The sequence below is a fragment of the Tenacibaculum sp. Bg11-29 genome (assembly GCF_002836595.1).
Lineage (GTDB): Bacteria > Bacteroidota > Bacteroidia > Flavobacteriales > Flavobacteriaceae > Polaribacter.
In genome coordinates this window covers 4,373,526-4,394,246 of the sequence record NZ_PJBB01000003.1, presented here as the reverse complement: position 1 = coordinate 4,394,246, position 20,721 = coordinate 4,373,526, and the positions used below count along the sequence as shown (strand labels likewise).

At 30.6% G+C, this 20,721-nt stretch carries 14 protein-coding genes; 3 read left to right on the top strand and 11 right to left on the bottom strand.

Annotated elements, in window-relative coordinates; genetic code table 11:
* Positions 1 to 18: 18 nt before the first annotated feature.
* From CXF68_RS19770 to CXF68_RS19760, 3 genes are read right to left on the bottom strand one after another with little or no spacing between them, the layout of a single operon-like run.
* Complete coding sequence (locus CXF68_RS19770; protein WP_101047613.1) at positions 19 to 2,070, bottom strand: OmpA family protein; 2,052 nt, start codon at positions 2,068 to 2,070, stop codon at positions 19 to 21.
* Between the two features lie 10 nt (positions 2,071 to 2,080).
* A complete protein-coding gene (locus CXF68_RS19765; protein ID WP_101047015.1) occupies positions 2,081 to 3,034 on the bottom strand; it encodes a type IX secretion system membrane protein PorP/SprF in 954 nt (317 codons plus the stop codon).
* A gap of 4 nt (positions 3,035 to 3,038) precedes the next feature.
* Positions 3,039 to 5,918, bottom strand: coding sequence for a gliding motility-associated C-terminal domain-containing protein (locus tag CXF68_RS19760; RefSeq protein WP_101047013.1), 2,880 nt, complete (start codon positions 5,916 to 5,918; stop codon positions 3,039 to 3,041).
* 155 nt (positions 5,919 to 6,073) lie between these two features.
* Between CXF68_RS19760 and murC the strand changes: the two genes are divergently transcribed.
* On the top strand, positions 6,074 to 7,426 hold the full coding sequence (murC, locus tag CXF68_RS19755; RefSeq protein ID WP_101047011.1) for a UDP-N-acetylmuramate--L-alanine ligase: 1,353 nt from the start codon (positions 6,074 to 6,076) through the stop codon (positions 7,424 to 7,426).
* On the opposite strand, the gene CXF68_RS19750 is transcribed toward murC, so the two are convergent.
* The 4 genes from CXF68_RS19750 to CXF68_RS19740 form a co-directional block, all read right to left on the bottom strand.
* Complete coding sequence (locus CXF68_RS19750) at positions 7,423 to 8,496, bottom strand: nucleotidyltransferase family protein (protein WP_157822014.1); 1,074 nt, start codon at positions 8,494 to 8,496, stop codon at positions 7,423 to 7,425. The genes murC and CXF68_RS19750 overlap by 4 nt on opposite strands.
* Positions 8,486 to 9,592, bottom strand: a complete 1,107-nt coding sequence (locus tag CXF68_RS19745; RefSeq protein ID WP_101047007.1) for a hypothetical protein — start codon at positions 9,590 to 9,592, stop codon at positions 8,486 to 8,488. Before CXF68_RS19745 ends, CXF68_RS19750 begins: the two co-directional genes overlap by 11 nt.
* Before the next feature lie 151 nt (positions 9,593 to 9,743).
* Positions 9,744 to 9,917, bottom strand: coding sequence for a hypothetical protein (locus CXF68_RS20915; protein ID WP_198553864.1), 174 nt, complete (start codon positions 9,915 to 9,917; stop codon positions 9,744 to 9,746).
* A 14-nt stretch (positions 9,918 to 9,931) separates the two neighbouring features.
* A complete protein-coding gene (locus tag CXF68_RS19740) occupies positions 9,932 to 13,327 on the bottom strand; it encodes a T9SS type A sorting domain-containing protein (protein ID WP_101047005.1) in 3,396 nt (1,131 codons plus the stop codon).
* A 265-nt stretch (positions 13,328 to 13,592) separates the two neighbouring features.
* On the opposite strand from CXF68_RS19740, the gene CXF68_RS19735 reads away from it, so the two are divergent.
* Entirely contained in the window at positions 13,593 to 14,588 is a 996-nt protein-coding gene (locus tag CXF68_RS19735) for a hypothetical protein (protein WP_101047003.1), read from the top strand.
* Positions 14,589 to 14,628: 40 nt separating this feature from the next.
* Here CXF68_RS19735 and CXF68_RS19730 read toward each other — a convergent pair whose 3' ends face one another.
* The 3 genes from CXF68_RS19730 to trkA form a co-directional block, all read right to left on the bottom strand.
* Positions 14,629 to 15,195 carry a phage tail protein gene (locus CXF68_RS19730; RefSeq protein ID WP_101047001.1) on the bottom strand — a complete coding sequence of 189 codons (567 nt, stop codon included), beginning with the start codon at positions 15,193 to 15,195 and terminating at the stop codon, positions 14,629 to 14,631.
* Positions 15,196 to 15,664: 469 nt separating this feature from the next.
* Positions 15,665 to 17,164, bottom strand: coding sequence for a TrkH family potassium uptake protein (locus tag CXF68_RS19725; protein WP_101046999.1), 1,500 nt, complete (start codon positions 17,162 to 17,164; stop codon positions 15,665 to 15,667).
* Positions 17,164 to 18,510 (bottom strand): Trk system potassium transporter TrkA, encoded by a 1,347-nt coding sequence (gene trkA, locus CXF68_RS19720; protein ID WP_101046997.1) that lies wholly within the window; start codon positions 18,508 to 18,510, stop codon positions 17,164 to 17,166. Before trkA ends, CXF68_RS19725 begins: the two co-directional genes overlap by 1 nt.
* A 97-nt stretch (positions 18,511 to 18,607) precedes the next feature.
* On the opposite strand from trkA, the gene radC reads away from it, so the two are divergent.
* Positions 18,608 to 19,294, top strand: a complete 687-nt coding sequence (gene radC, locus CXF68_RS19715) for a DNA repair protein RadC (protein ID WP_101046995.1) — start codon at positions 18,608 to 18,610, stop codon at positions 19,292 to 19,294.
* 125 nt (positions 19,295 to 19,419) lie between these two features.
* Here the strand turns inward: radC and CXF68_RS19710 are convergent, their stop codons facing one another.
* Complete coding sequence (locus CXF68_RS19710) at positions 19,420 to 20,466, bottom strand: M12 family metallopeptidase (protein WP_198553863.1); 1,047 nt, start codon at positions 20,464 to 20,466, stop codon at positions 19,420 to 19,422.
* Positions 20,467 to 20,721 lie beyond the last annotated feature (255 nt).

Sequence of the window (20,721 nt, the reverse complement as noted above, 5' to 3'; positions counted from 1 at the left end):
TGGCTCGTTTTTATTAAATTAATATATTTGTTTTACAACGAATTCACATCGCCTATTTGTTTCATGTTGTTCTTCAGTACAAGCATCTTCAGTTTTACATTTTATAAGAGGTTGTGTTTCTCCATAACCAATAGCTATAACCCGTTCGGGTTTAATACCTTTTTCTATAAAATAGATTCTTGCTGAGGTTGCTCTTTTTTGTGATAATTCTAAATTGTAACGATTATTTCCTCGAATATCTGAATGTGTACCTATTTCGACAACCATTTTTGGATACTTTTCCATTAATTTAATCACATAGTTAATTGCTCTTTTAGTATCCTTACGTAAATACCAAAGTTTATAATCAAAGTTTATTTCATCAGTTTTAATAATAATTCTACCGTTATTTTTTTCTAAACTTTTTTCTTTAGCAATGACTTGCTCAATTTTTGTTTTGTTTTGTAGTTTTAGTTTATTTGTGGCTGTTGTTTTTAACTCTTGTGCTTTTTTAGCTTTTAATTGTAATGCAATTCTTTTTTCTTTTTCAATTTCAGTAATCGATTTTAAGGCTATAGATGCATCGTTATCTTTATTTCTTTGCTTACTTGTAGGGATTGTCTTTCTTTTTTCTTGGTACCCTTCTTTAGAGGCTATAACGATATATGAAGTTTCACAAATTGCCCTAAAACTAAAAGCCCCATTAGCATCTGTATATATTTTTTTTAAATCATTATTATCTGTACCAATTAAAATTAGTGTATTTCCTATAACCTCCTTAGTATCAATATCAGTAATTATACCTGAAATAGATTGTTTACAATCTTCAATAATTAAAGCTTTCTCTTCTACAATTTTATAAATATCATCGTTTCCTTTTCCTTCTGGTCTGTTAGAAGCAAAAAAGCCTTCTTTTGTTTTGTTGTTTATGTTAAATGAAAAATCATCGTAACCAGAGTTTATTGGTAAACCAATATTATCGGGTTTGCTGTATTTGTTATTAGAAATTGTACTAACAAAAACATCCAAAGAGCCAAAACCTGGATGACCGTTAGATGAAAAGTATAATTTATTATCTTTACTAATAAACGGAAATTGCTCTTTTTTAGGGGTGTTTATAGTTGCTCCTAAGTTTCTTGGGTTTCCGTAGGTACCATTATTATTTATAGTAACAGCATAAATATCAAAAGAACCATATCCGTTAGGCATATCTGAAGAAAAATACAATGTTTTTTCATCATCACTTAAAGCGGGGTGTTCTGATGAGTATTCATCATTGTTAAATGGTAGTGAGGTTATGTTTTTCCATTTACCATTAATTAACTGTGCTTTGTAAATCTGTAAATGAGTAATTTTTTTATTGTCCTTTTTACGTTTTCCTTTCACTAGATTATTTCTAGTAAAATAAGCTGTTTTAGCATTCTTCGTAAAAATGATATTAGATTCGTGAAGTTTTGTGTTTATTGAAGTTGAAAATGGTTCTGTTTCGTTATTTAATGATACTTTATAAATGTCTAAATAACCATTTCCTGTCCAACCATATGTTTTAGAGGTGCCTTCATCATCTTTTTTAGCTGCAGAAAAGATAATACTGTTCCCTTTTTGTATTGCTCCAAATTCTGAATTTGGTGTATTAATAGCTAAATTTTTAATAGTATATCGATTACCTATTGCTTTTATGTTTTCAAGATATTCTATTTCTTTCTCCAGTTTTTGAAGTCTCTTAGCGTCGTTTTTTTTGTAGTATGAACGTAATAAGTTATCAGCTTTTTTATAATCACCAGTTGCTTTTAAAGTATTGGCATATCTGAAATAATAAGGTTCGTCTATTAATTTTTTATAATACTTAAAAAGTAGCTTATAGTTTGTAGCTGCTTTATCCATATCGTTTATAAAATAATATGAATCTGCTAAGTTTTTTATTGTTTTAAAGTTCTTGTCTTTTTTTATAGCTTTTTCAAATAAAGGAATAGCGTTGCTATAAAAAGCTCTATCAAAGTATTTTTTAGCTCTTTTAAAATCTCTATTTGCTTGGGCATTGCTACAAATAACAATGAAGAATGTAAATAAGACTGTAATTGTTTTTTTCATATAGCTTTTTTTAGAAGAATCGAGGAGATTTATCATATCCTTTTTTAAGACCTAAAGTGTCAAAATCAAAAAGAACAAACACTTCATGTGTTCCTGAATTAAAATCACTAAGGTTTGTTGTTGTGTAATCATATGCATACCCAATTCTTAAATTATCAGTAGCTTTTACGTTAAACATAGCGCTAAAAGAATCGTTTATTCTATAGGATAAACCTCCTTCAAAACGGTCGTTAAATAATACGTTAATAGAAGTGTCTACAACAATAGGAGATCCTTTAATGGCTTTTAATAAAAAAGAAGGTTTTAATTTAATAAGGTCGCTTAGTGTAAAAACATACCCTGCATTTGCAAATAAATGTATTTCTTCTCCACCAATACTTTTTAAACCGTTTTTTTCGGTAAAATGTTTTGAATTTAAAAGATTAGGTACAGAAACCCCAAGATAATATTTATCTGTAAAGTAAAAAGCACCAAAACCAAAGTTAGGGGTTATGCTATTTTGATTATCAAAGGCTAAATCGTTTGTTAAAACACCACTAATAGTATTATCATCAGGAAACCTAAAGTTAGCGAAATTTGTTTTAAAACTACTAAAACCTGCTTTTAGTCCTAGTGATAACCGGTGGTTTTCGCTTAGTTGTAATGTATAGGCAAAATCGGCATACACATTATTTTCTTTTAAAGCATTATCGCCAACATTGTCGGTAATAAGAGATAAACCTACTTCAAATTTATCAGTTATTGGAGCGTGGGCAAAGAAAGTATATGTTTTTGGAGAGCCCACAGCGTTTGCCCATTGCGTTCTATGCATGAATCCAAAATTAATTACCCCTAACTCATTAGTTACATAAGCTGGGTTTATAACATTCTGATTGTACATGTACTGTGTATACTGTGGATCTTGTTGTGAAAAAACACCAGCAACGGTATTTATATATATAATTACTAAAAGTATCTTTTTCATAGTCTTATTTACTTAAGTAAATTCTACCCTGTTTAGGTTTAATATTATCTTTGTTATATTTTAAAATGTAAAAGTAAACTCCACTTGTAGTATTGTTTTTGGAAGAAGTACTTTTTCCATTCCATTTAGGAGTATTAACATCTCCTTTGAATAGCGATTGCCCGTACCTGTTAAATATTTCTAATTGATAGTCTGGATAAAAATAATCGATATTAGGGATGTAATAAAAATCGTTAACTCCATCACCGTTAGGAGAAAATCCGTCAGGAATAAAAAAGTCATAGTCTTCAGGATTACAGTTGTTAAGACTTACTGATATTGGAGTTCGCTCACTTTCACAACCTGAACCAGGATGAATGTTAGCAACATAATAAACAGTGTTTTCTTCAAGTAAATCTGAACTATCAAGTTCTAGGCCTCCTAATAAAGCATCGTACCAAATAAAGTTATAATTAGCGGTATTGGTTAGAGACATTTCAAAATCAAGTAATGTAAGTTTCTCTAATCCGCATAAAAGTGTTATTCCCTCTACTACCGGTATGGGTGGAGCAATTACAGTAATTGTAAATGGTAATCTAGAAATACTTTCACAACCAGTAATGCTTTCTGTAGCATAATAAGTTACTCCATTAACTAGTATAGTATCTGTAGTTAATAAATTTCCATTAGTAGGGCTATCATACCATAAAAGTTCTCCTGAGTTTACTTCAGCGTCTAAATTAGCAATAGTGGCTTTTTCGATACCGCAAAATAATGGGGTTGTATTTGTAGATGTTACAATTTGTGGAGTTAAAATAGTAACTGTTACAGCTGTACGGTCAGAGCTTTCACAACTATTACTTATGTCTTTAGAGCTTACATAATAGTCTTCACCGTTAACAAGAGTTGTTGAATAGTTTAAAGGAGTGGTAGATGTATTATCAGCATACCAAGTTAAATTTTCTCCGCTAGTAATAGCGATGTTAGCAAGTGTAGGTGAATTAGGGTGATAGTCTGATAAACAGAATGATTGATTTGCGTTAAGCACTGGTGCATCGGGAATACCATTTATAGAAAAACTTTCTCGTATTTCAAAATCAAATACTGTTCTACATGGAGTTGTATCGTTTTGAGTACTTTTTATTACAACATTATAAGTACCAGTTTCTAGGTTACTTATATCAATATTGTAATTAGCGCTACCTCCACTAGCGGCAAAAAAAATAGTATTTTCTGTTAATATATTAGCCGTATTTACTTCTGAAACTTCATAATTTATAGTATATCCTCCATCTGCCATAGCTGGGGCGTTTATAATAGCTTTTATGTCAGAAGCATTACATACATTATCTATAGTAAGACCTAATTCAATGTCTTCAGGTACTCTATTAATAGAAAAATCATAATTGATACAGTTTAAACCGCTTTGGCTTGTTGATGAAATTGTAAAGTTAAAATCATTTTCATTAGTAGGAAAGCTTGAAAAATTAATAGGTATTATTGCTTCACCATTTAAGAAAGTAAGGCTATACGTGTTTACAATTAAGTCATTAGTACTACCTTTTATTGTATAATCAACTGTTTTTGTACCTGTAAACAAACTTCCATCATCATTATAAAAATCATAAATGGTAAGGTTTAGATCATCTTCATCATAACAAGTATCTTCTATTTTGGCCTTACCTTCATAAATAATAAAACTTTTTTCTACTACCATAAAAGAATTACAAATAATACCGTTTATATTATTAATTGTGGCAGTTCTTATTATATAACTACCAGGTGTTAAGGTATCATTAGGAAGTGTTATTTTTTCTAAATTTATATTACCGTCATCATCAGTTAAACTAATGTCGTTTAAAGTATTAGTGTAAACAATATTATTAGTTGTTGTATTTACAATTTCATATACTAAATCATAAGTCATTGAAGAATCTAAAGTAGCTTCATGTAAAATTTCTATTAGTAATGAATCGTCTTTACATTGATTTATAACTGAAAAAGCAGCAGCTATTTTTGGTAGTATAACTGAAACAGTAACAGATTGTTCTTCGCAGACACCAAGCGGATATACAGTATATGTGAAATCGTACTTTCCAGAGCCAAAAAGTTGATAAATTTCTTCAATATTGATTGTCGCATCTAATGCATTTTGAATTTGTCCTGTATTATTTACGTCAGTCCAAACACCGTTAGAATCTTGACCCATAACATAATCAAACAAGTTAACGTTATCATATAGGCTTAAATTATCGGTGTCACAAATTTCAAGATTCATGGCTATACCTGCATTTGGACTACGATGAACTTCTAATATTACTGTTGCCGTTTTTGAAGCACAAGAATTTACATTACTAACAATGTAATTTAAAGCATAGGTACCTGCTCCTGCAAGTTCTGCATTGAAAATATTATCGGTTAAAAAACCAGTAGGCGTACCTGGGACTTCTTTCCATTCGCCATTAATATCGGCACTTAAATTTGTTAAGTTATTGTCTAAAAAAGTAAATAAATTAACAGTTGTATCATTGCTACAGGCATTTGCACCACCATTTATATTGTCTTCACCAGGATAACCTCCTAAAAAGATGGTAATCTCTGAACTTTCGTTGCAATTTGGATTTGTATAGGTAAAAGTATGTTCGCCAAATCTATTTATTGCCCACAAATTAACAATACCAGTATTATTATTTATCGCGTTTTGATTGATAGGACTATTAGCAAACCAATGACCACCTGCTAGTGGTGTTCCTTGTAATTGGTTAAAAAGATTGTATGTTTGATAATTAGTGTCAGACTCTTTATTACAAATAGTTACCGTATTATCTGCTCCTGCACATTGAGAGAAAATATTAAATAACGATAATGAGAATAAGAGCAAAGAAAAAAGTATTTTTTTTTGCATAGTAGTAATTATTTATAACAGTTTTAGAAAATACAAAGCAACATAAAAATCAGCGGTTTAAGAAAAAAAAAGCATTAATTTTTAAAAACGATCATTTCTCTTTTTCTTAAGCTCTTTTACTTCGTTATCTTTACATAAAAATTTAGGAGATTAAAATGACAGTACATTTTATAGCAATCGGAGGAAGTGCAATGCATAATTTAGCAATTGCTTTACATGAAAAAGGATATCAAGTAGCAGGAAGTGATGATACTATTCATGATCCATCTAAATCTAGATTAGAAAAACGAGGGTTGTTACCTGAAGAATTTGGATGGTTTCCTGGAAAGATCACCAATGATTTAGATGCTGTTATTTTAGGAATGCATGCGAAAAAAGATAACTCAGAATTACTAAAGGCACAAGAGTTAGGAATTAAAATTTATTCATATCCTGAGTTTTTATTTGAGCAATCTAAAAACAAAACGCGTGTAGTTATCGGCGGATCTCATGGAAAAACGACTATAACATCTATGATTTTACATGTGTTGAACTATCATGACGTAGCTGTAGATTATATGGTAGGAGCACAGTTAGATGGTTTTGATACGATGGTACATTTAACTGAAGAAAATGAATTTATTGTTTTAGAAGGTGATGAGTACTTGAGTTCACCTATTGATATGCGCCCGAAATTTCATTTATACAAACCAAATATTGCTTTGTTAAGTGGAATTGCATGGGATCATATAAATGTATTTCCAACTTTTGAAAATTATATAGAACAATTTAAAATTTTTAATGATTCTCTTACTAATGGAGGGATGATGGTGTATAATGAGGAGGATTTAGTTTTAAAAGATGTTGTTGAAAATTCAAGCCATCCAATAAAAAAGTATCCATATAAAACACCTAATTATTTTATTGAAAACGGAATTACTTATCTTGATACTCCTGAAGGTGATTTACCTCTAGAAATTTTTGGAGATCATAACTTACAAAATTTAGCTGGAGCTAAATGGATTTGCCAGCATATGGGTATTGATGAAGATGAATTTTATGAAGCCATTGCTAGTTTTAAGGGAGCAAGTAAGCGTTTAGAGAAAGTTGCAGAAAATGAATCTACAGTGATTTTTAAAGATTTTGCTCACAGTCCTAGTAAAGTAGAAGCAACAACAACTGCTGTTAAAAAACAATACAATAAGAGAGCTGTTTTAGCTTGTTTAGAATTACATACCTATAGTAGTTTAAATGCAGAGTTTTTAGCAGAATATAAAGGAGCCCTAGATAAAGCTGATAAGGCGGTAGTTTTTTATTCGCCACACGCAGTAAAAATAAAACAGTTAGAAGAAGTTACTGAAGCACAAATAGCAAGTGCTTTTGAGCGTGATGATTTAGTTATTTATACAAATCCAACAGCATTTAAAGAGTTTCTATTTAATCAAAATTTAGATAATACTGCTTTGTTATTAATGAGCTCAGGAAACTATGGAGGTTTAAATTTTGAAGAAGTTAAAGAATTAATTTAGAACCCAATTTTTTTTCTATACCAGTTGTAATCTGTTAGTTTAGAAAAAATAAATTTTAAATACGATTTTTTATAAAAAGCTTTAAGTATTATTCTAATTCTTTCTTTATAGAAAACGTAATGTTTTATAAAATTAGTCTTTGCTCTTTTATTGAGTCCATTGTCTAAGTTTTTTAGATACTTTTTTAGGTATAATTTACTTGCTTTAGTTGATTTGAATTCAATGTTTTTAAAAGTAGATAGTATCGTATTATATAATTCTAAACCAGCATTTAATTCTTTAGATAACTTAATATCTTTAATAACGGTTTTTGATTCAAGTTTCTTGTCAAGCAAAAAAACGTCATAAGCTGCTCTAAAACTTAAGTTTTTTATTAAGTAGGCATTATCATTGATGAATTTCGAATATACTGTTAGTTTAATTTGATTATCAAAAGATAAAAAAGTGGTGTTATTAATTATTTGTAAAGTTTTTTTTACAGAATCATAATTAAAATAAGGTGATTTTTCTATCCGTAGCATTTGTTTATGAACTTCAATAGCTGCAATTTTTTTTGGATGCGTTATTGCAGGTAAATGTCTGTGGTCGTTATATAGCTCTGATACTTTATTGGTGTAGCCATTTTCTTGAAGTATTCTAAAAGCAGTTATGCAGTCTTCTTGTTCAAATAAAATATCAATATCACCTGTCATTCTTTCAGCTATGTCCTCATATAAACCTTCAAGTAAATTCCCTGTTCCTTTTAAAAAAATAGGGGTTATGTTATTGGAAAGTAGTAACTCATTTAGCTCTTTGGCTTCTTTAATTATTTGCTCATTCCTTTCACGGTTTAAACCCGTAATATGTTTCATGTATCCAACTAAATCTTCAGGTAAGTAATGTAGAAAGTTTGCTCGTTTTAAATTACAATATAATGCAGGAAAAACGTAATGAGCTGTGCTTAATTTAACCACATTATCCCAATTGATATTGTTAGATTTTAATTCAAGCTCAACGATATCTCGATTGTGTTTTTCGTGAGTAAGGGTTAAACATTTCCCAACAAAAAATAAGGTTTCTTTATAATTCATCATTAAAAATTTTCGAGACCGTTGCTACCATTTCTGAATTGTTTGAATAAGTAAGTTGATAACAAGGAAGGTTTGAAAACCAGTTTAAGAAAGTTTCAACATTTTCTTGTATTGGAGATAGCCAAGAATCAGGAACTAATTGCTCAAAGGCTTTAATATTAGATATCTTATCAATAATTATATCACTATCTTTTTTGTATTTAATGAAAATTAAGGCTTTACATGGTTGTTTTGATTTGTGATTAACATTATTTGTAGGTAAGTACCTAACGATTTTATTTAATCTTTTAAAATGGTATTCAGCAGAGTTTTCTAATTCAGGGTATATAGGAAGTAAAGTTGGTAAACTATTTTTCTTAATTGAAATAGCTGAAGGAAAACTATATACTTCTTGTTTCTTAGCGTCAACAGGAACAAAATCATCAGCTAAACAAGTAAAACCATTTGCTTGTAATAGCGCTAAAGAAGTGCTTTTTCCGTTACCTGAATCACCTAAAAATAAAATAGATTCGGTTTCATTACTCACAGCTGAAGCGTGAAAAACTCCTAGCCATTCATTTTCTGGTTTATGATGTATTAATTCAGTAATTTTCATTGAAAATTTTCCTTGAAAATAATGAACATCACTTAAATTCCATGTTCCGATAATATTGTTGTTGATTGTAAAAGAAATAAATTCGGTATTACTGTAAACTTCAAAATGATGTGTTATTTTTTTAGTCGTAGTAATTGCTATATGCGCAAATTTGGGATGTACTAAAGCATATTCAAATTCAGATAAATAATTTACCTTAAAAATAATATCATTTATTTTATAATACTTTTTGTGTTCAAAATGATCAGGTTTAGAAACATGAACTAATTCTTGTTTTATAGAGTGTTGATTATTTAATAGGTTTTCTATATCTCTCACTAAATTTTCAGCTTCTTTTAGTGGTATACTTATTTGATTAAAAACCTTAGTGATAATTTCTTTTTTATCAGTTTTGTTATGTAACAAAGAAAGTATTTCTGCTACCATTGGTTCAATAACAATATATTCATTGGTATCTTTAAACCAAACAACTTTTTTATTCTCTAAGTGTTTTATAATCATAGTCAGTAAAAATAAATAATTAATATACTTTTTAAACTGTTTTTTATTTTTAATTGAAAGAGGTTTTTTTGCACCTGTACTATTGTAGAATCATTAAAATAACAAAACCCCGATAATATCGGGGTTTTTATTGTCAAAAACTTAGTAGGTGTTAAAAACCACCACTACCTGGGTCAGCAGGACTTTGAGCTTGCGCTTTTTGTGGGTTTAAAATCATATAGGTTCCAATAGCGGTTAAAGCAGCGTATTTGCTATAGCCTCCTATTTTTTTCAATGCCTCTTTTCTAGAGATATCTTTACTTTTATTTTCAATTTGTTTTTTCATAATGATATGTTGTATTACTCTAAAATAATTTTCTTACTAATTTTTCCTAAACTAGAACTTAATTCTACGATATAAACTCCTGCAGCAGTTTTAGGTAATTGAATTACATGAACTCCTGTTGATTTAAGTTCTGTACTAATTACTTTTTTACCTAAAATTGAATATACATTTACGGATGCTTTATCAGTTTGTAAACCAGCAACAGTTAAACTATTATTAGCAGATTTGTAAATGCTTACATTTTGTAAATCTTTTGTAATATCAACATCTTCTAAGTTTTTAGCACTTGTATGAATGTAGAATTGACCAGTACCTTTAGCAGCACTTTTTAAAGTTACTGAATGATTCTCTTCAGAAATATTTACTAAAGTATTATTAATTCTATCTTCTAAAAATACATTAGTGTTATCTGGTAGGTTTTGTGCTTTTACAGAAAAGGTAATTTTCTTACCAGCTTCAGCAATTAAACCTACAGGTATAATCATTGTTTCAAGATTTTGATTCGGTAAAGTTTGAATCGCTAATTTTTTTCCTTTGCTATCAGAAACCAATTCAGTATATACTTTGAATTTGTAATCTGTACCTCCAAACATTTTAGAATCGTATCCATTATCAAAACCAGTAGTTTTACTATCAGCATAAAAGACTTTAGTAGCACTCTTATTAGTTCCTTCTTCTACAGATAATTCAAAAGTAGATTTTGGAGCTTCTCTCATAAATGTATCCGCATTTTGATGACTTCTGTTGGCAGTTGTAAAAATTACAGCGCCTCCAGTTGAAGCTTCTACAAAAAATGCTTGTCCTGGAGCAACTTCTATAGGGCTTGCGTTATTGTATGTTACATACGCTGTTCCGTTCCATAACCAAACAGTTTCTTCAGTTAAAACTGCTGTGTTAGTAGTTGCAAATGTTGCAGAATTTATAAAGGCAGTAAAAGGGTTACCAAGTAAGTTGAAATTTGTAGTAGTTCCTGTTGATATACCAAATATTACATTAGAAGTGTTTAAAGCAGTACCTGTAGATATTAACTCACCAGCAGTAGCCAGTTGTACCGATAATCCTATTCCTGGAATTATGTTACCTGTAAGACCTGCAGTTGCGTATGCCCATTGAGAAGCATTATTATTCTGGTAAAGACCAATACCAATATTACCAGGAGTAGCACCTGTTGCAAAAGTATTATTTGCTATTACATTTTGCAATGTTTCATTAGCAATAGGTGAAGAAACTAAATACCAATCACCTGTTGTAGGTAAGTTTCTTTTATAAGTTACAGTACCTGTTACTGTGCTCTGAGGAATAAAACTAGCACCAGAGTTAATCGTTAATGAATTACATGTTACTGCAGCACTAGCTGTTGGGTAATTTGTTAAACCACCAGGAATAATAATATCTGCATTTGTAGGAGGAACACTAGTCGGATTCCAATTTAATGTGGTATTCCAAGCACTATTAAATGCACCTGTCCAAGTGTAAACGGGAGGTGTATTATCTACTACAAAAGTATTATTGTTTGTTCCTGTTGGTGTTAAATTAACTAATCCGTTACCTGAAGCATCAGCAATATTTTGTCCTCCAGCAAATCCTAAGGTAACTGTTGCATTCAACCCTGCTAAGTCTCCACCAGAAGCTGTTACTCTGTATACATTACCACTTGGGTTTGTTACTGAAGCAATTGTAGCTGTTGTTCCACTTACTGTAAAATCTGTTGCATCTACATTCGTTACTGCTCCATTAAAAGTTACATCCCATGCTAATGCATCTGCATCTGTAGGGCTTGTAGTTGGACTCTGACGAGTTATACTACTGATAAGCGGTGCTATTGTATCTATAGTTACTTCATTATTGGTTGCATCAGAAGTATTGTTTCCTGCTAAATCTGTTACTGTACTTACTACTTCATAACTTACAGAGTTTACGAAGGTACCTAATGTACCAGAAGCAGGTGTAGCTACTCCTGTATCTAGGCTCCAATTACCACTACCACCTGGTACTACATTATATGTTGCTCCGTTTACGGTAACAGTCATTGTTTCTCCAACAGGTAATGCAGTTCCTAAAGCGTTTGTTCCTGTAATTGTTGGTGTTGCATCACTTGTAGTTTGTACAACAACTGTTGGTGCTGTTGGTGCTGAAGTATCTATAGTTACTTCATTACTTGTTGCATCAGAAGCTGTGTTACTAGCTAAATCTGTAACAGTAGCAACTACTTCGTAGCTTACTCCATTTACAAAAGTACCTAATGTACCAGAAGCAGGTGTAGCTACTCCTGTATCTACGCTCCAATTACCACTACCATTTGGTACGACATTATATGTTGCTCCGTTTACGGTAACTGTCATTGTTTCTCCTGTAGGTAGCGCAGTACCTAAAGCATTTGTACCTGTAATTGTTGGTGTTAAATCGCTTGTGTTTTGAGTAACTGTAGTAGGGGTAGTAGGTGAGTTATTATCTACTACAAAAGTATTATTATTAGTTCCTGTTGGAGTGTAATTAACTAATGCATTAGCAGAAGCATCAGTAATGTTTTGCGTACCTGCAAAACCTAAGGTAGCTGTTGCATTTAAACCAGCTAAATCACCGCCAGAAGCTGTTATTCTATATACGTTACCACTTGGGTTTGTTACCGAAGCAATTGTAGCTGTAGTACCAGTTACAGTGAAATCAGTTGCATCTACATTACTTACCGCTTCATCAAAAGTTACATCCCAAACCAAAGCATCTGCATTTGTAGGGCTTGTAGTTGGACTCTGACGAGCTATACTGCTTATACGTGGTGCTATTGCATCAGTAGGAGCAAGTGTCCAAGTAAAGGCATCTAAAGCAATATATTGAAAACTTCCACCCATGGTGAAAATAAGTTCATCGATAACTGTACTTGAATTATCAGATCCGCCATAAGAAGTAAAATCTATTTCAGTAAAACCATTATTAGTACCAGTGGTAGTAACATAACCTGAACTGGTGTTAATTGTAAATACTGCCCCAGCTGCACCGTCTTTTTTACCAACAATATTTAGTGTTCCAGATACTGCCTGATTAAGAGATTGATCTGCAAAGAATAAAAAAACTTTGTTAGCCGTGAAATCAGTTCCGTCAGTAGTTTTTATGCTGAAAGATGGATTTGAATGAGTTCCTCCATCATTATCTATGTACCCGTTGTCATTACTGGTACCATTCCATCCCGTTCCAGGGTATTCCAAATCACCGCCAAAAGGCTTTAATGGATTGCTTAAGGTTGTAATTGTGAAATTTTGAGAATTGCTAGTAAAGGTATTTACACCACTAGCAACAGTAGAGAATGTTTCTGTTGTTTGAGCTGAAGTTTTTAAGTTTAAAAAGCTCAGAAAAATAAATGCGACAAAAAACCGCAAGCATTTAAAGGTTAAAAAAGTAGTTTTTTGTATCATTTGCTTTGTTTTTTAAGTAGTTAACTATCAAATGTATGCTTTTTTTTAATCAAAATTAAAGTTTATACATGTTTGTTATATAAAGAGGTATAAATGTTATTCTTGGTGTTATGAGCGTGTTTTGCATGCAGAAATTTTTAGAAAATAATTTTTTTTATCTATTCCTATTTAGAATACCTTTTTTTATTAGTTTTGGATTAGTACATTATTTTAGAAACCTTAAAATAGAGAGGACTAAATTATTAATATTAATTAAATTTTAATAATGAATATAGGAAGGGGTTTAAATCAAATAACTCAATTGTTACTAGCATCAAAAACTGAAAAAGAAGAAATTATTGCAGTTAAAATGTTATCTAGTTTTTATGAAGAAATTCTTGAAAAAATTTCGTCAGAAGAATTAAATAAAATTGGATTAGAAGTTAAAGGAGGTGTTGCTTTGTCGCCTATGCACGCTAAAGATTGTTTATATGATTATATAAGAACTGCTCGTTTTATTAAAGGAGTTTATAAGGCTATTAATAGTGCGAAGGAGAGTTTTTTTGATAAAAATCTAGAAATAGTGTATGCAGGTTGTGGTCCTTTAGCGACCTTAATAATACCTTTATTGTCTTGTTATGATTCAAAAAAAATATCAATTACATTAATTGATATACATGAGGTGTCAATAATGTCAGCAAAGAAAATTATTGAGTATTTAAGTTATGAGGAATACATTAAGGAGTATTGTATAACAGATGCAACAAAATATACACACAATAAAAAAAAATCATTGCATGTTGTGATAACTGAAACAATGGATAAGGCTTTAATTAATGAACCTCAAGTTTCAATAACACAAAACTTAGTAGCACAGCTTTCAGAAGGAGGTGTTTTAGTTCCTGAAGAAATTAAATTATCAACTAGAAATTCTTTTTTTGCTAAAGAGAATTTTTTTGGTAAGAGTGTGGCTAACGAAGAATACATTAATGATACAGCACTTCAAGACTTATTTTCTATAACAAAAAACATTAAAAAAACTAAAGATGAATTTAGTTTTGAATCAGGTTATATTCGTTTTGATAAAGATTTTGAAAAAACTCCTGATATTTGTATATATACTGAAATAAGAGTTTTTGATGATGTTTATATTAATAAAGGAGAATCGTTAATTACAAACCCTTATTGTGTTAAGTCTTTGTATTCGGTAAGTTCAAATCCATATAGATTATTCTATACTACAAAAAAAAGACCAAAATGGGATATAAAAAACACTCAATAATTTCAAATTATTGAGTGTTTCTATTATCTGTTTTTTGATATTAATTTCTTGAAGGAAAAACTCCTTGTAAAGCAATAATGTAATTTGTAGTTAAATAAGGCTGCATATTATTATGAGCTAGATTTCCACCATTATTATTAACAGTAACACTGTTAGAAGGAGCATTTAAAGAAATGTCTGGTGTTGCATCATTGAATCCCATTGTTGCAGTAAAACCTCTACCTACTTGTGCCCCTGGTGTAGCTATTGATGAATCTGCTGTAGCAGCTGTTTTTGTTGAATCTGCTGAACTTACCTTTACAGTCCCTTGAGCTGAGTGATTATGAGAAGGCATTTCAGGAATTGTTAATGTATGAGTTTCTTGTCCACTTCTTGAACCTAATCTACGATCAGATAATCCTGGTCCACGACCAGAGCTAATTGCAGCTCTACCACGTAAATCTGGTAAAGCAAAGGTAGTTCTTCCGTCTCCTCCGTAAATTGTTCCTAAAATTGAAAATAAAGCAGAGTATTGTGAAATAGGCAATAATTGACCTTCACATAATGCCCAGCCTCTTGGTGCAAAATTCCCTCCGAATAATACGATTTGTCCTAAAAATGGATCCATAGTAGTAAAAATTTAGTAGTTAATGTTTCGTTTTAAAACTTAATGAAAAAAATAAACAATAAGTATAATTTTAATTGATTACAGCTGATAGTTAGTTTGTTATGTGTGCGTTTTCTTTAAGTTCCCTTTTCAAATATAGTAAGAGACTTTGTTTTTTTTTAAAAACAGCACTTAAAGAGGAGGGATTGAGGTTTAAGTGTCTCTTTTTTAGGAACAGGTGTCGTTTCTTCTTTTTTTGTTATTAAAACAACGAAAAAACATTTAAATGATTATTTTTTTGTGAAGTTTGAGCCTTTTTTAGTAGTTGAGGAGATAGATTTATATATGCTATTGATAATAGTTAAACACATAGTGTTTGTAAAGGGGGCAGTTTAATAATGTTTGAGTTTTTGATGGTGTAAAGTTTACACATAGGAATTGGTAGACTATATGTCTATTGGAAGAATATTATTTAAAATAAGAAAATATACTAATTTTTACGCCAAAAGAAAGGAGTGAATAAAATGAGTACTGTAAAAAGCTCTAGCCGACCAATTAACATTAAAAATGAACAAAACCATTTTGCTCCTGTAGATAAGTGATTAAAATTATTTACAGGACTTACGCTACCTAATGCAGGACCAATATTACCTAAAGACGATGCACAAGCACCTAATGCAGAATAAAAATCTAATTCAAAAAAAGTAAGTATTACTGTACCTATTACAAAAATTAACATGTACAGAACAAAGAAAGAAAGTATGTTGAATATAATGGTTTGCTTTACAGCTTTACCATCATAACGAACAGGAATTATAGCATTGGGATGTAGTGATTTTTTAAATTCTAAAAAACTACTTTTTAACATTACAATATGTCTAACAATCTTTACACCACCAGATGTAGAACCAGCAGAACCACCCAAGAAAAATAAAGAGAAGAAAATTGCTGTTACAAAAAAGCTCCACATTGTAAAGTCAGCAGTAACAAAACCTGTAGTCGTAATTACTGATATTACAGAAAATAAGGCATGTCTTATAGCGCTTTCAACTTTACCGTAAACCATAGGATGTTTAATTGTAGTATGCAATAATGGGTCTTGGTAAAAAATAATCATTATTGCTACAATACTAGCTATTATTAACGTGCCAAATAGATAATATTTAAATTCTTCACTTTGTATTACTTTTCTTACTTTTCCTTTTAAAGCAAAGTAGGTAAGCACGAAGTTTGTACCAGCAATAAACATAAAAAATATGATAATATACTGTATCATAGGAGCTCCATTCCAATGAGCAACACTTGCGTTTTTGGTTGAAAAACCACCAGTACTAACAGTTGCCATAGCATGATTAAGGGCGTCAAACCAGTTCATTCCTGCTACTTTTAAGAGCAAAAATTGAACAACGGTTAGTAATACATAAATTTGCCATAATCGTTTAGCTGTATCGGTAATACGTGGGTGTAATTTATCTGCTGATGGCCCAGGAGCTTCTGCCATAAATAATTGCATTCCGCCAATACCTAATAAAGGTAGTATTGCTATAGTAAGTACTATAATACCCATACCACCAATCCAATGAGTAGCACTACGCCAAAACAAAATTCCTTTAGGCATAGATTCTATATCTGTTAATATAGATGAACCTGTAGTTGAATAACCTGAAATAGTTTCAAAAAAAGCATTTGTTATAGATGGAATACTGCCAGATAAAAGGTACGGAAGCATTCCTGTAATTGATAATGTTAACCATCCAAAAGTTACAATAAGGTATCCTTCTTTTTTTTGAATTTTTTTGTTATCTGGTTTATTAAAAAAATAAAGAATTAATCCAGAGGTTATTGTAATAATACCAGCGCTTAAAATACCCCATTTAGAAGGTTCATCATAATAAAAACTAAAAGGCAATGAAAGCCACATAAACAATCCATTAAGAATGGCTGTTACTCCTAAAAAACGGTAAATTAATTTTAGATTAAGATTTTCCATTAGTTGAATAAATCTTCTACAATTGATATTGCTTCTGGTAAGCAAAAAACAATTGCTTTGTCTCCACTTTGTAATTGAAAGTTACCAAATGACATGTGAGGTTTTCCGTTTCTTATTACACCTCCAATAACAGCTTCTCTAGGAAAACGTAGTTCTTTAATTGATTTTAATGTTACCTTAGCTTTTTCTTGTACTTCAAATTCAAAAACTTCAGCATCAATATTATGTAAGTTAGCTAAAGCTAAAATTTCTCCTTTACGTATATGACGAAAAATATTACTTGCAGCTATTAGTTTTTTATTAATAAGTGTATCAATACCTATAGTTTGAGAAATGTTGATGTAGTCCATGTTTTCAACTAAAGCTACGGTTTTTTTAACTCCCTTAGATTTTGCGACTAAACAAGACATAATATTTGTTTCAGAATCACCAGTAACAGCAATAAAAGCATCCATTTCTCTAATATTTTCTTCTTCTAAAAGCTCTAAATCTCTACCATCACCATGAATAACCAAAGTATCTATTAAATCTTCAGCAAGATTTAATGCTTTTTCTCTTTTACGCTCAATCAGTTTTACTTTAAAATTATCTTTACAAAGACTTCTTGATGTTTTTCGACCAATACTACTACCACCAAGAATCATTACATTCTTAATAGCTATTTGTTTTTTACCAATGATAGGGTGTAGTTTATCTATACTGTAACTAGGTACTGAGAAATATACTTGATCGTTTATTTTATAAGTAGTATCTCCACGAGGAATAATGGTTTGAGCAATCCCTTCGCGTTTTATAGCAATCGTAATAAAATCGACTAGACTAAATTTTTCTTTAGCCTCTTTAACTGTTAGGTCTAATATTGGAGATTTATACCCGAGCGTTGTTCCCATAATATTAAATACCCCATTTTCGAAAGCAACGGTATCATTAAAAGAAGACTGGTTTAAAAGTAATTTTATTTCTTCTGCAGCTAAAGCTTCAGGAGAAATCATGAAGTCTACTCCAAAATCTTTAAAATTAATAGAATCGTTTTTTAAAAATTCAGGGTTGTTAATTCTTGCGATGGTTTTTTTTACACCCAAAGCTTTTCCTATTACAGATATTGTAAAATTTGTATTTTGGCTTTCAGTAACAGCTAATAATAAATCAGCAGAATCAATACCTATTTCTTTTAACAAATTTATAGAAGTAGCATCACCTTTTTTGGTAATAACGTCTAAATGGTTGTTAATGTAATTTAGCTTTTCGCCATCAAAATCGATCACATAAGTATCTTGTGATTCGTAAGAAAGGAGTTTAGCCAAATGAAAACCTACGTCTCCAGCACCGGCTATAATAATCTTCATGTTTAAATTTGGGAATGTATAGAGTACAAAGATACTATGCTTCTTTGGGTTGTGCAAAAAATGAATTATATTTATCTAAAAATTTGATACAAAAGCTATGAAAAAGATATCAATTAAGTCGTGGGCATTAGACGATAGACCACGAGAAAAACTTATGATTAAAGGTAATACAGCTTTATCTGATGCAGAATTAGTAGCAATACTTATTGGATCTGGTAATAGGGAAGAGAGTGCAGTGGGGTTATCTAAAAGAATATTATTGTCAGCGAATAATGATTTAAACGAGTTAGCAAAATTATCTATAGAAGAGTTAATGAAATTTAAAGGAATTGGTGAAGCAAAAGCAATTTCGATTGTTACAGCTTTAGAGTTTGGAAAAAGAAGGCAGTATGAAGAAAGTCATGCTATTTCTAAAATAAAAAGTTCGTTGGATGTCTCAAAAATTATGCAACTATTAATTGGTGATTTGCAACATGAAGAGTTTTGGGTACTCTATTTAAATAATTCAAATAAAGTATTAGCAAAACGCCAATTAAGTAAAGGAGGTTTTACTGCAACAGTAGTTGATGTGCGATTGTTATATAAAGAAGCATTAAAATTATCGGCAATAGGTGTTGTTGTATGTCATAACCATCCATCGGGTACATTAGAACCTAGTAGATCAGATATAGAATTAACAAAAAAAATAAAAGAAGCGGGTATTACACTTGATATAAAACTTCTAGATCATTTAATAATTACTAAAAAAGCGTATTTTAGTTTTGCAGATAAAGGAATACTGTAATGAAGATTAAAAACTTGTTATTATAGTATGCTTTTATTAAATGTTTATTTTTTTGTTATAAACAAAAAACCAGTGAAGATTAACTCCACTGGTCTACTTTAATTATTTAAAAAAGCATTGAATTATTAAACATAATACCAACTAGTACCTTTAAGTTCTACTTGCCTCCAGTCTTTACCATCGTGAAACCACCATAGGTTATTCTGTCGATGTACTTTTAAACCGTGAAGCGTATAATCTTGATTGTTATGATACGTGGTTCCTCCTGATGTATCTCCACCTGCTGAAGAAGGATACATTTTTTTAATACCAGCAATATCTCTTGGAGATAAACCGTTTCTTTGAGTGCTATATGAACTACCGTTTAATCTTGTAATTGTTGGACGTCCATTTTTTGAGAAAGACCAATCTGCATACATCATAATTGAATTGAAATCAAAAGGAGTATTGTCACTTCCATGATATCTTATTGAATATTTATCAAAATTGTATTTCATGTTCGGTATTATGTTTTCATCAATTATTTTAACATAAGAATCTCTGTCCGATCTACTTTGTTCATGAAAAAGACCTATAGCATGCCCAATTTCATGTATGACAGATCCTTGTTGACATGGTTGTCTATTGGTTCCTAAAGTAACCACTTGTCGTCCTCCTTGCATTCCTATTGCAGAGCTACAGCCACTCCCGCCATCAAAAGAAATATAATTGGGTTGATTCGTTCTTTTTACAAATTTTAAATTGGTTTTACTCTGCCAATGTGCAATGGCATTTCTAACGTAAGATTTATTAGGTGCACTACCTATTGTGTAATAAACAGTACTATTAGGCCATCTATTAGTTGTTGCTCCTGCACTTCTTTTTTTTGCATTCGGTTTTTGTCCTGGTTCTAAAACCAGACCATCTAAAGAGTCATATACATGTTCTTTCGGTAATATAACATCACCTCCCATAACATATTGTCCTTCAATAACTTCATAAGTTACTGGTACTCCTTGGTAAAAGCCTTTTTTAATTTCACCAGATTGACCTGGAAAAGCTAACTCTGTTTTTAAAGAAGGAGCTGTTTGGTTAGTTAAGTTTTCTGAATTTTCATTTTCGTTACATGCAGTAAAAAGTGAAAGGGAAATTAATAAAGCATAATAACATTTGGTTTTCATTGTTTGTTTCATTGTTTGTTTTTTGAAGGGTTGAATTATTTATTATTTGTTCGACAAATCTAGAGTTAAAAAACTACATAAACGTTTGAAATTTAACAAAATCATTAATAAATGTTTAATTTTTGTGTTTTTTTTATCTTTCTGAAAATGAGTGTTTAACGTTTGTTTTAAAGGTTTTGTTGTGTTTTTTTTAAGAGAAAAAAATAATTACTAAAAGTGTTTAATTTTCACTTAAAAAAAAAGGTAATTTTGCTAATTAAAGAGTTT

Coding starts and splice junctions, on each gene's coding strand:
- CXF68_RS19740 (WP_101047005.1), bottom strand. CDS start 13,327: ATGATACAAAAAACTACTTTTTTAACCTTTAAATGCTTGCGGTTTTTT.
- radC (WP_101046995.1), top strand. CDS start 18,608: ATGAAAAAGATATCAATTAAGTCGTGGGCATTAGACGATAGACCACGA.
- CXF68_RS19770 (WP_101047613.1), bottom strand. CDS start 2,070: ATGAAAAAAACAATTACAGTCTTATTTACATTCTTCATTGTTATTTGT.
- CXF68_RS19710 (WP_198553863.1), bottom strand. CDS start 20,466: ATGAAACAAACAATGAAAACCAAATGTTATTATGCTTTATTAATTTCC.
- CXF68_RS19745 (WP_101047007.1), bottom strand. CDS start 9,592: ATGATTATAAAACACTTAGAGAATAAAAAAGTTGTTTGGTTTAAAGAT.
- CXF68_RS19750 (WP_157822014.1), bottom strand. CDS start 8,496: ATGAATTATAAAGAAACCTTATTTTTTGTTGGGAAATGTTTAACCCTT.
- CXF68_RS19735 (WP_101047003.1), top strand. CDS start 13,593: ATGAATATAGGAAGGGGTTTAAATCAAATAACTCAATTGTTACTAGCA.
- trkA (WP_101046997.1), bottom strand. CDS start 18,510: ATGAAGATTATTATAGCCGGTGCTGGAGACGTAGGTTTTCATTTGGCT.
- CXF68_RS19765 (WP_101047015.1), bottom strand. CDS start 3,034: ATGAAAAAGATACTTTTAGTAATTATATATATAAATACCGTTGCTGGT.
- CXF68_RS20915 (WP_198553864.1), bottom strand. CDS start 9,917: ATGAAAAAACAAATTGAAAATAAAAGTAAAGATATCTCTAGAAAAGAG.
- murC (WP_101047011.1), top strand. CDS start 6,074: ATGACAGTACATTTTATAGCAATCGGAGGAAGTGCAATGCATAATTTA.
- CXF68_RS19760 (WP_101047013.1), bottom strand. CDS start 5,918: ATGCAAAAAAAAATACTTTTTTCTTTGCTCTTATTCTCATTATCGTTA.
- CXF68_RS19725 (WP_101046999.1), bottom strand. CDS start 17,164: ATGGAAAATCTTAATCTAAAATTAATTTACCGTTTTTTAGGAGTAACA.
- CXF68_RS19730 (WP_101047001.1), bottom strand. CDS start 15,195: ATGGATCCATTTTTAGGACAAATCGTATTATTCGGAGGGAATTTTGCA.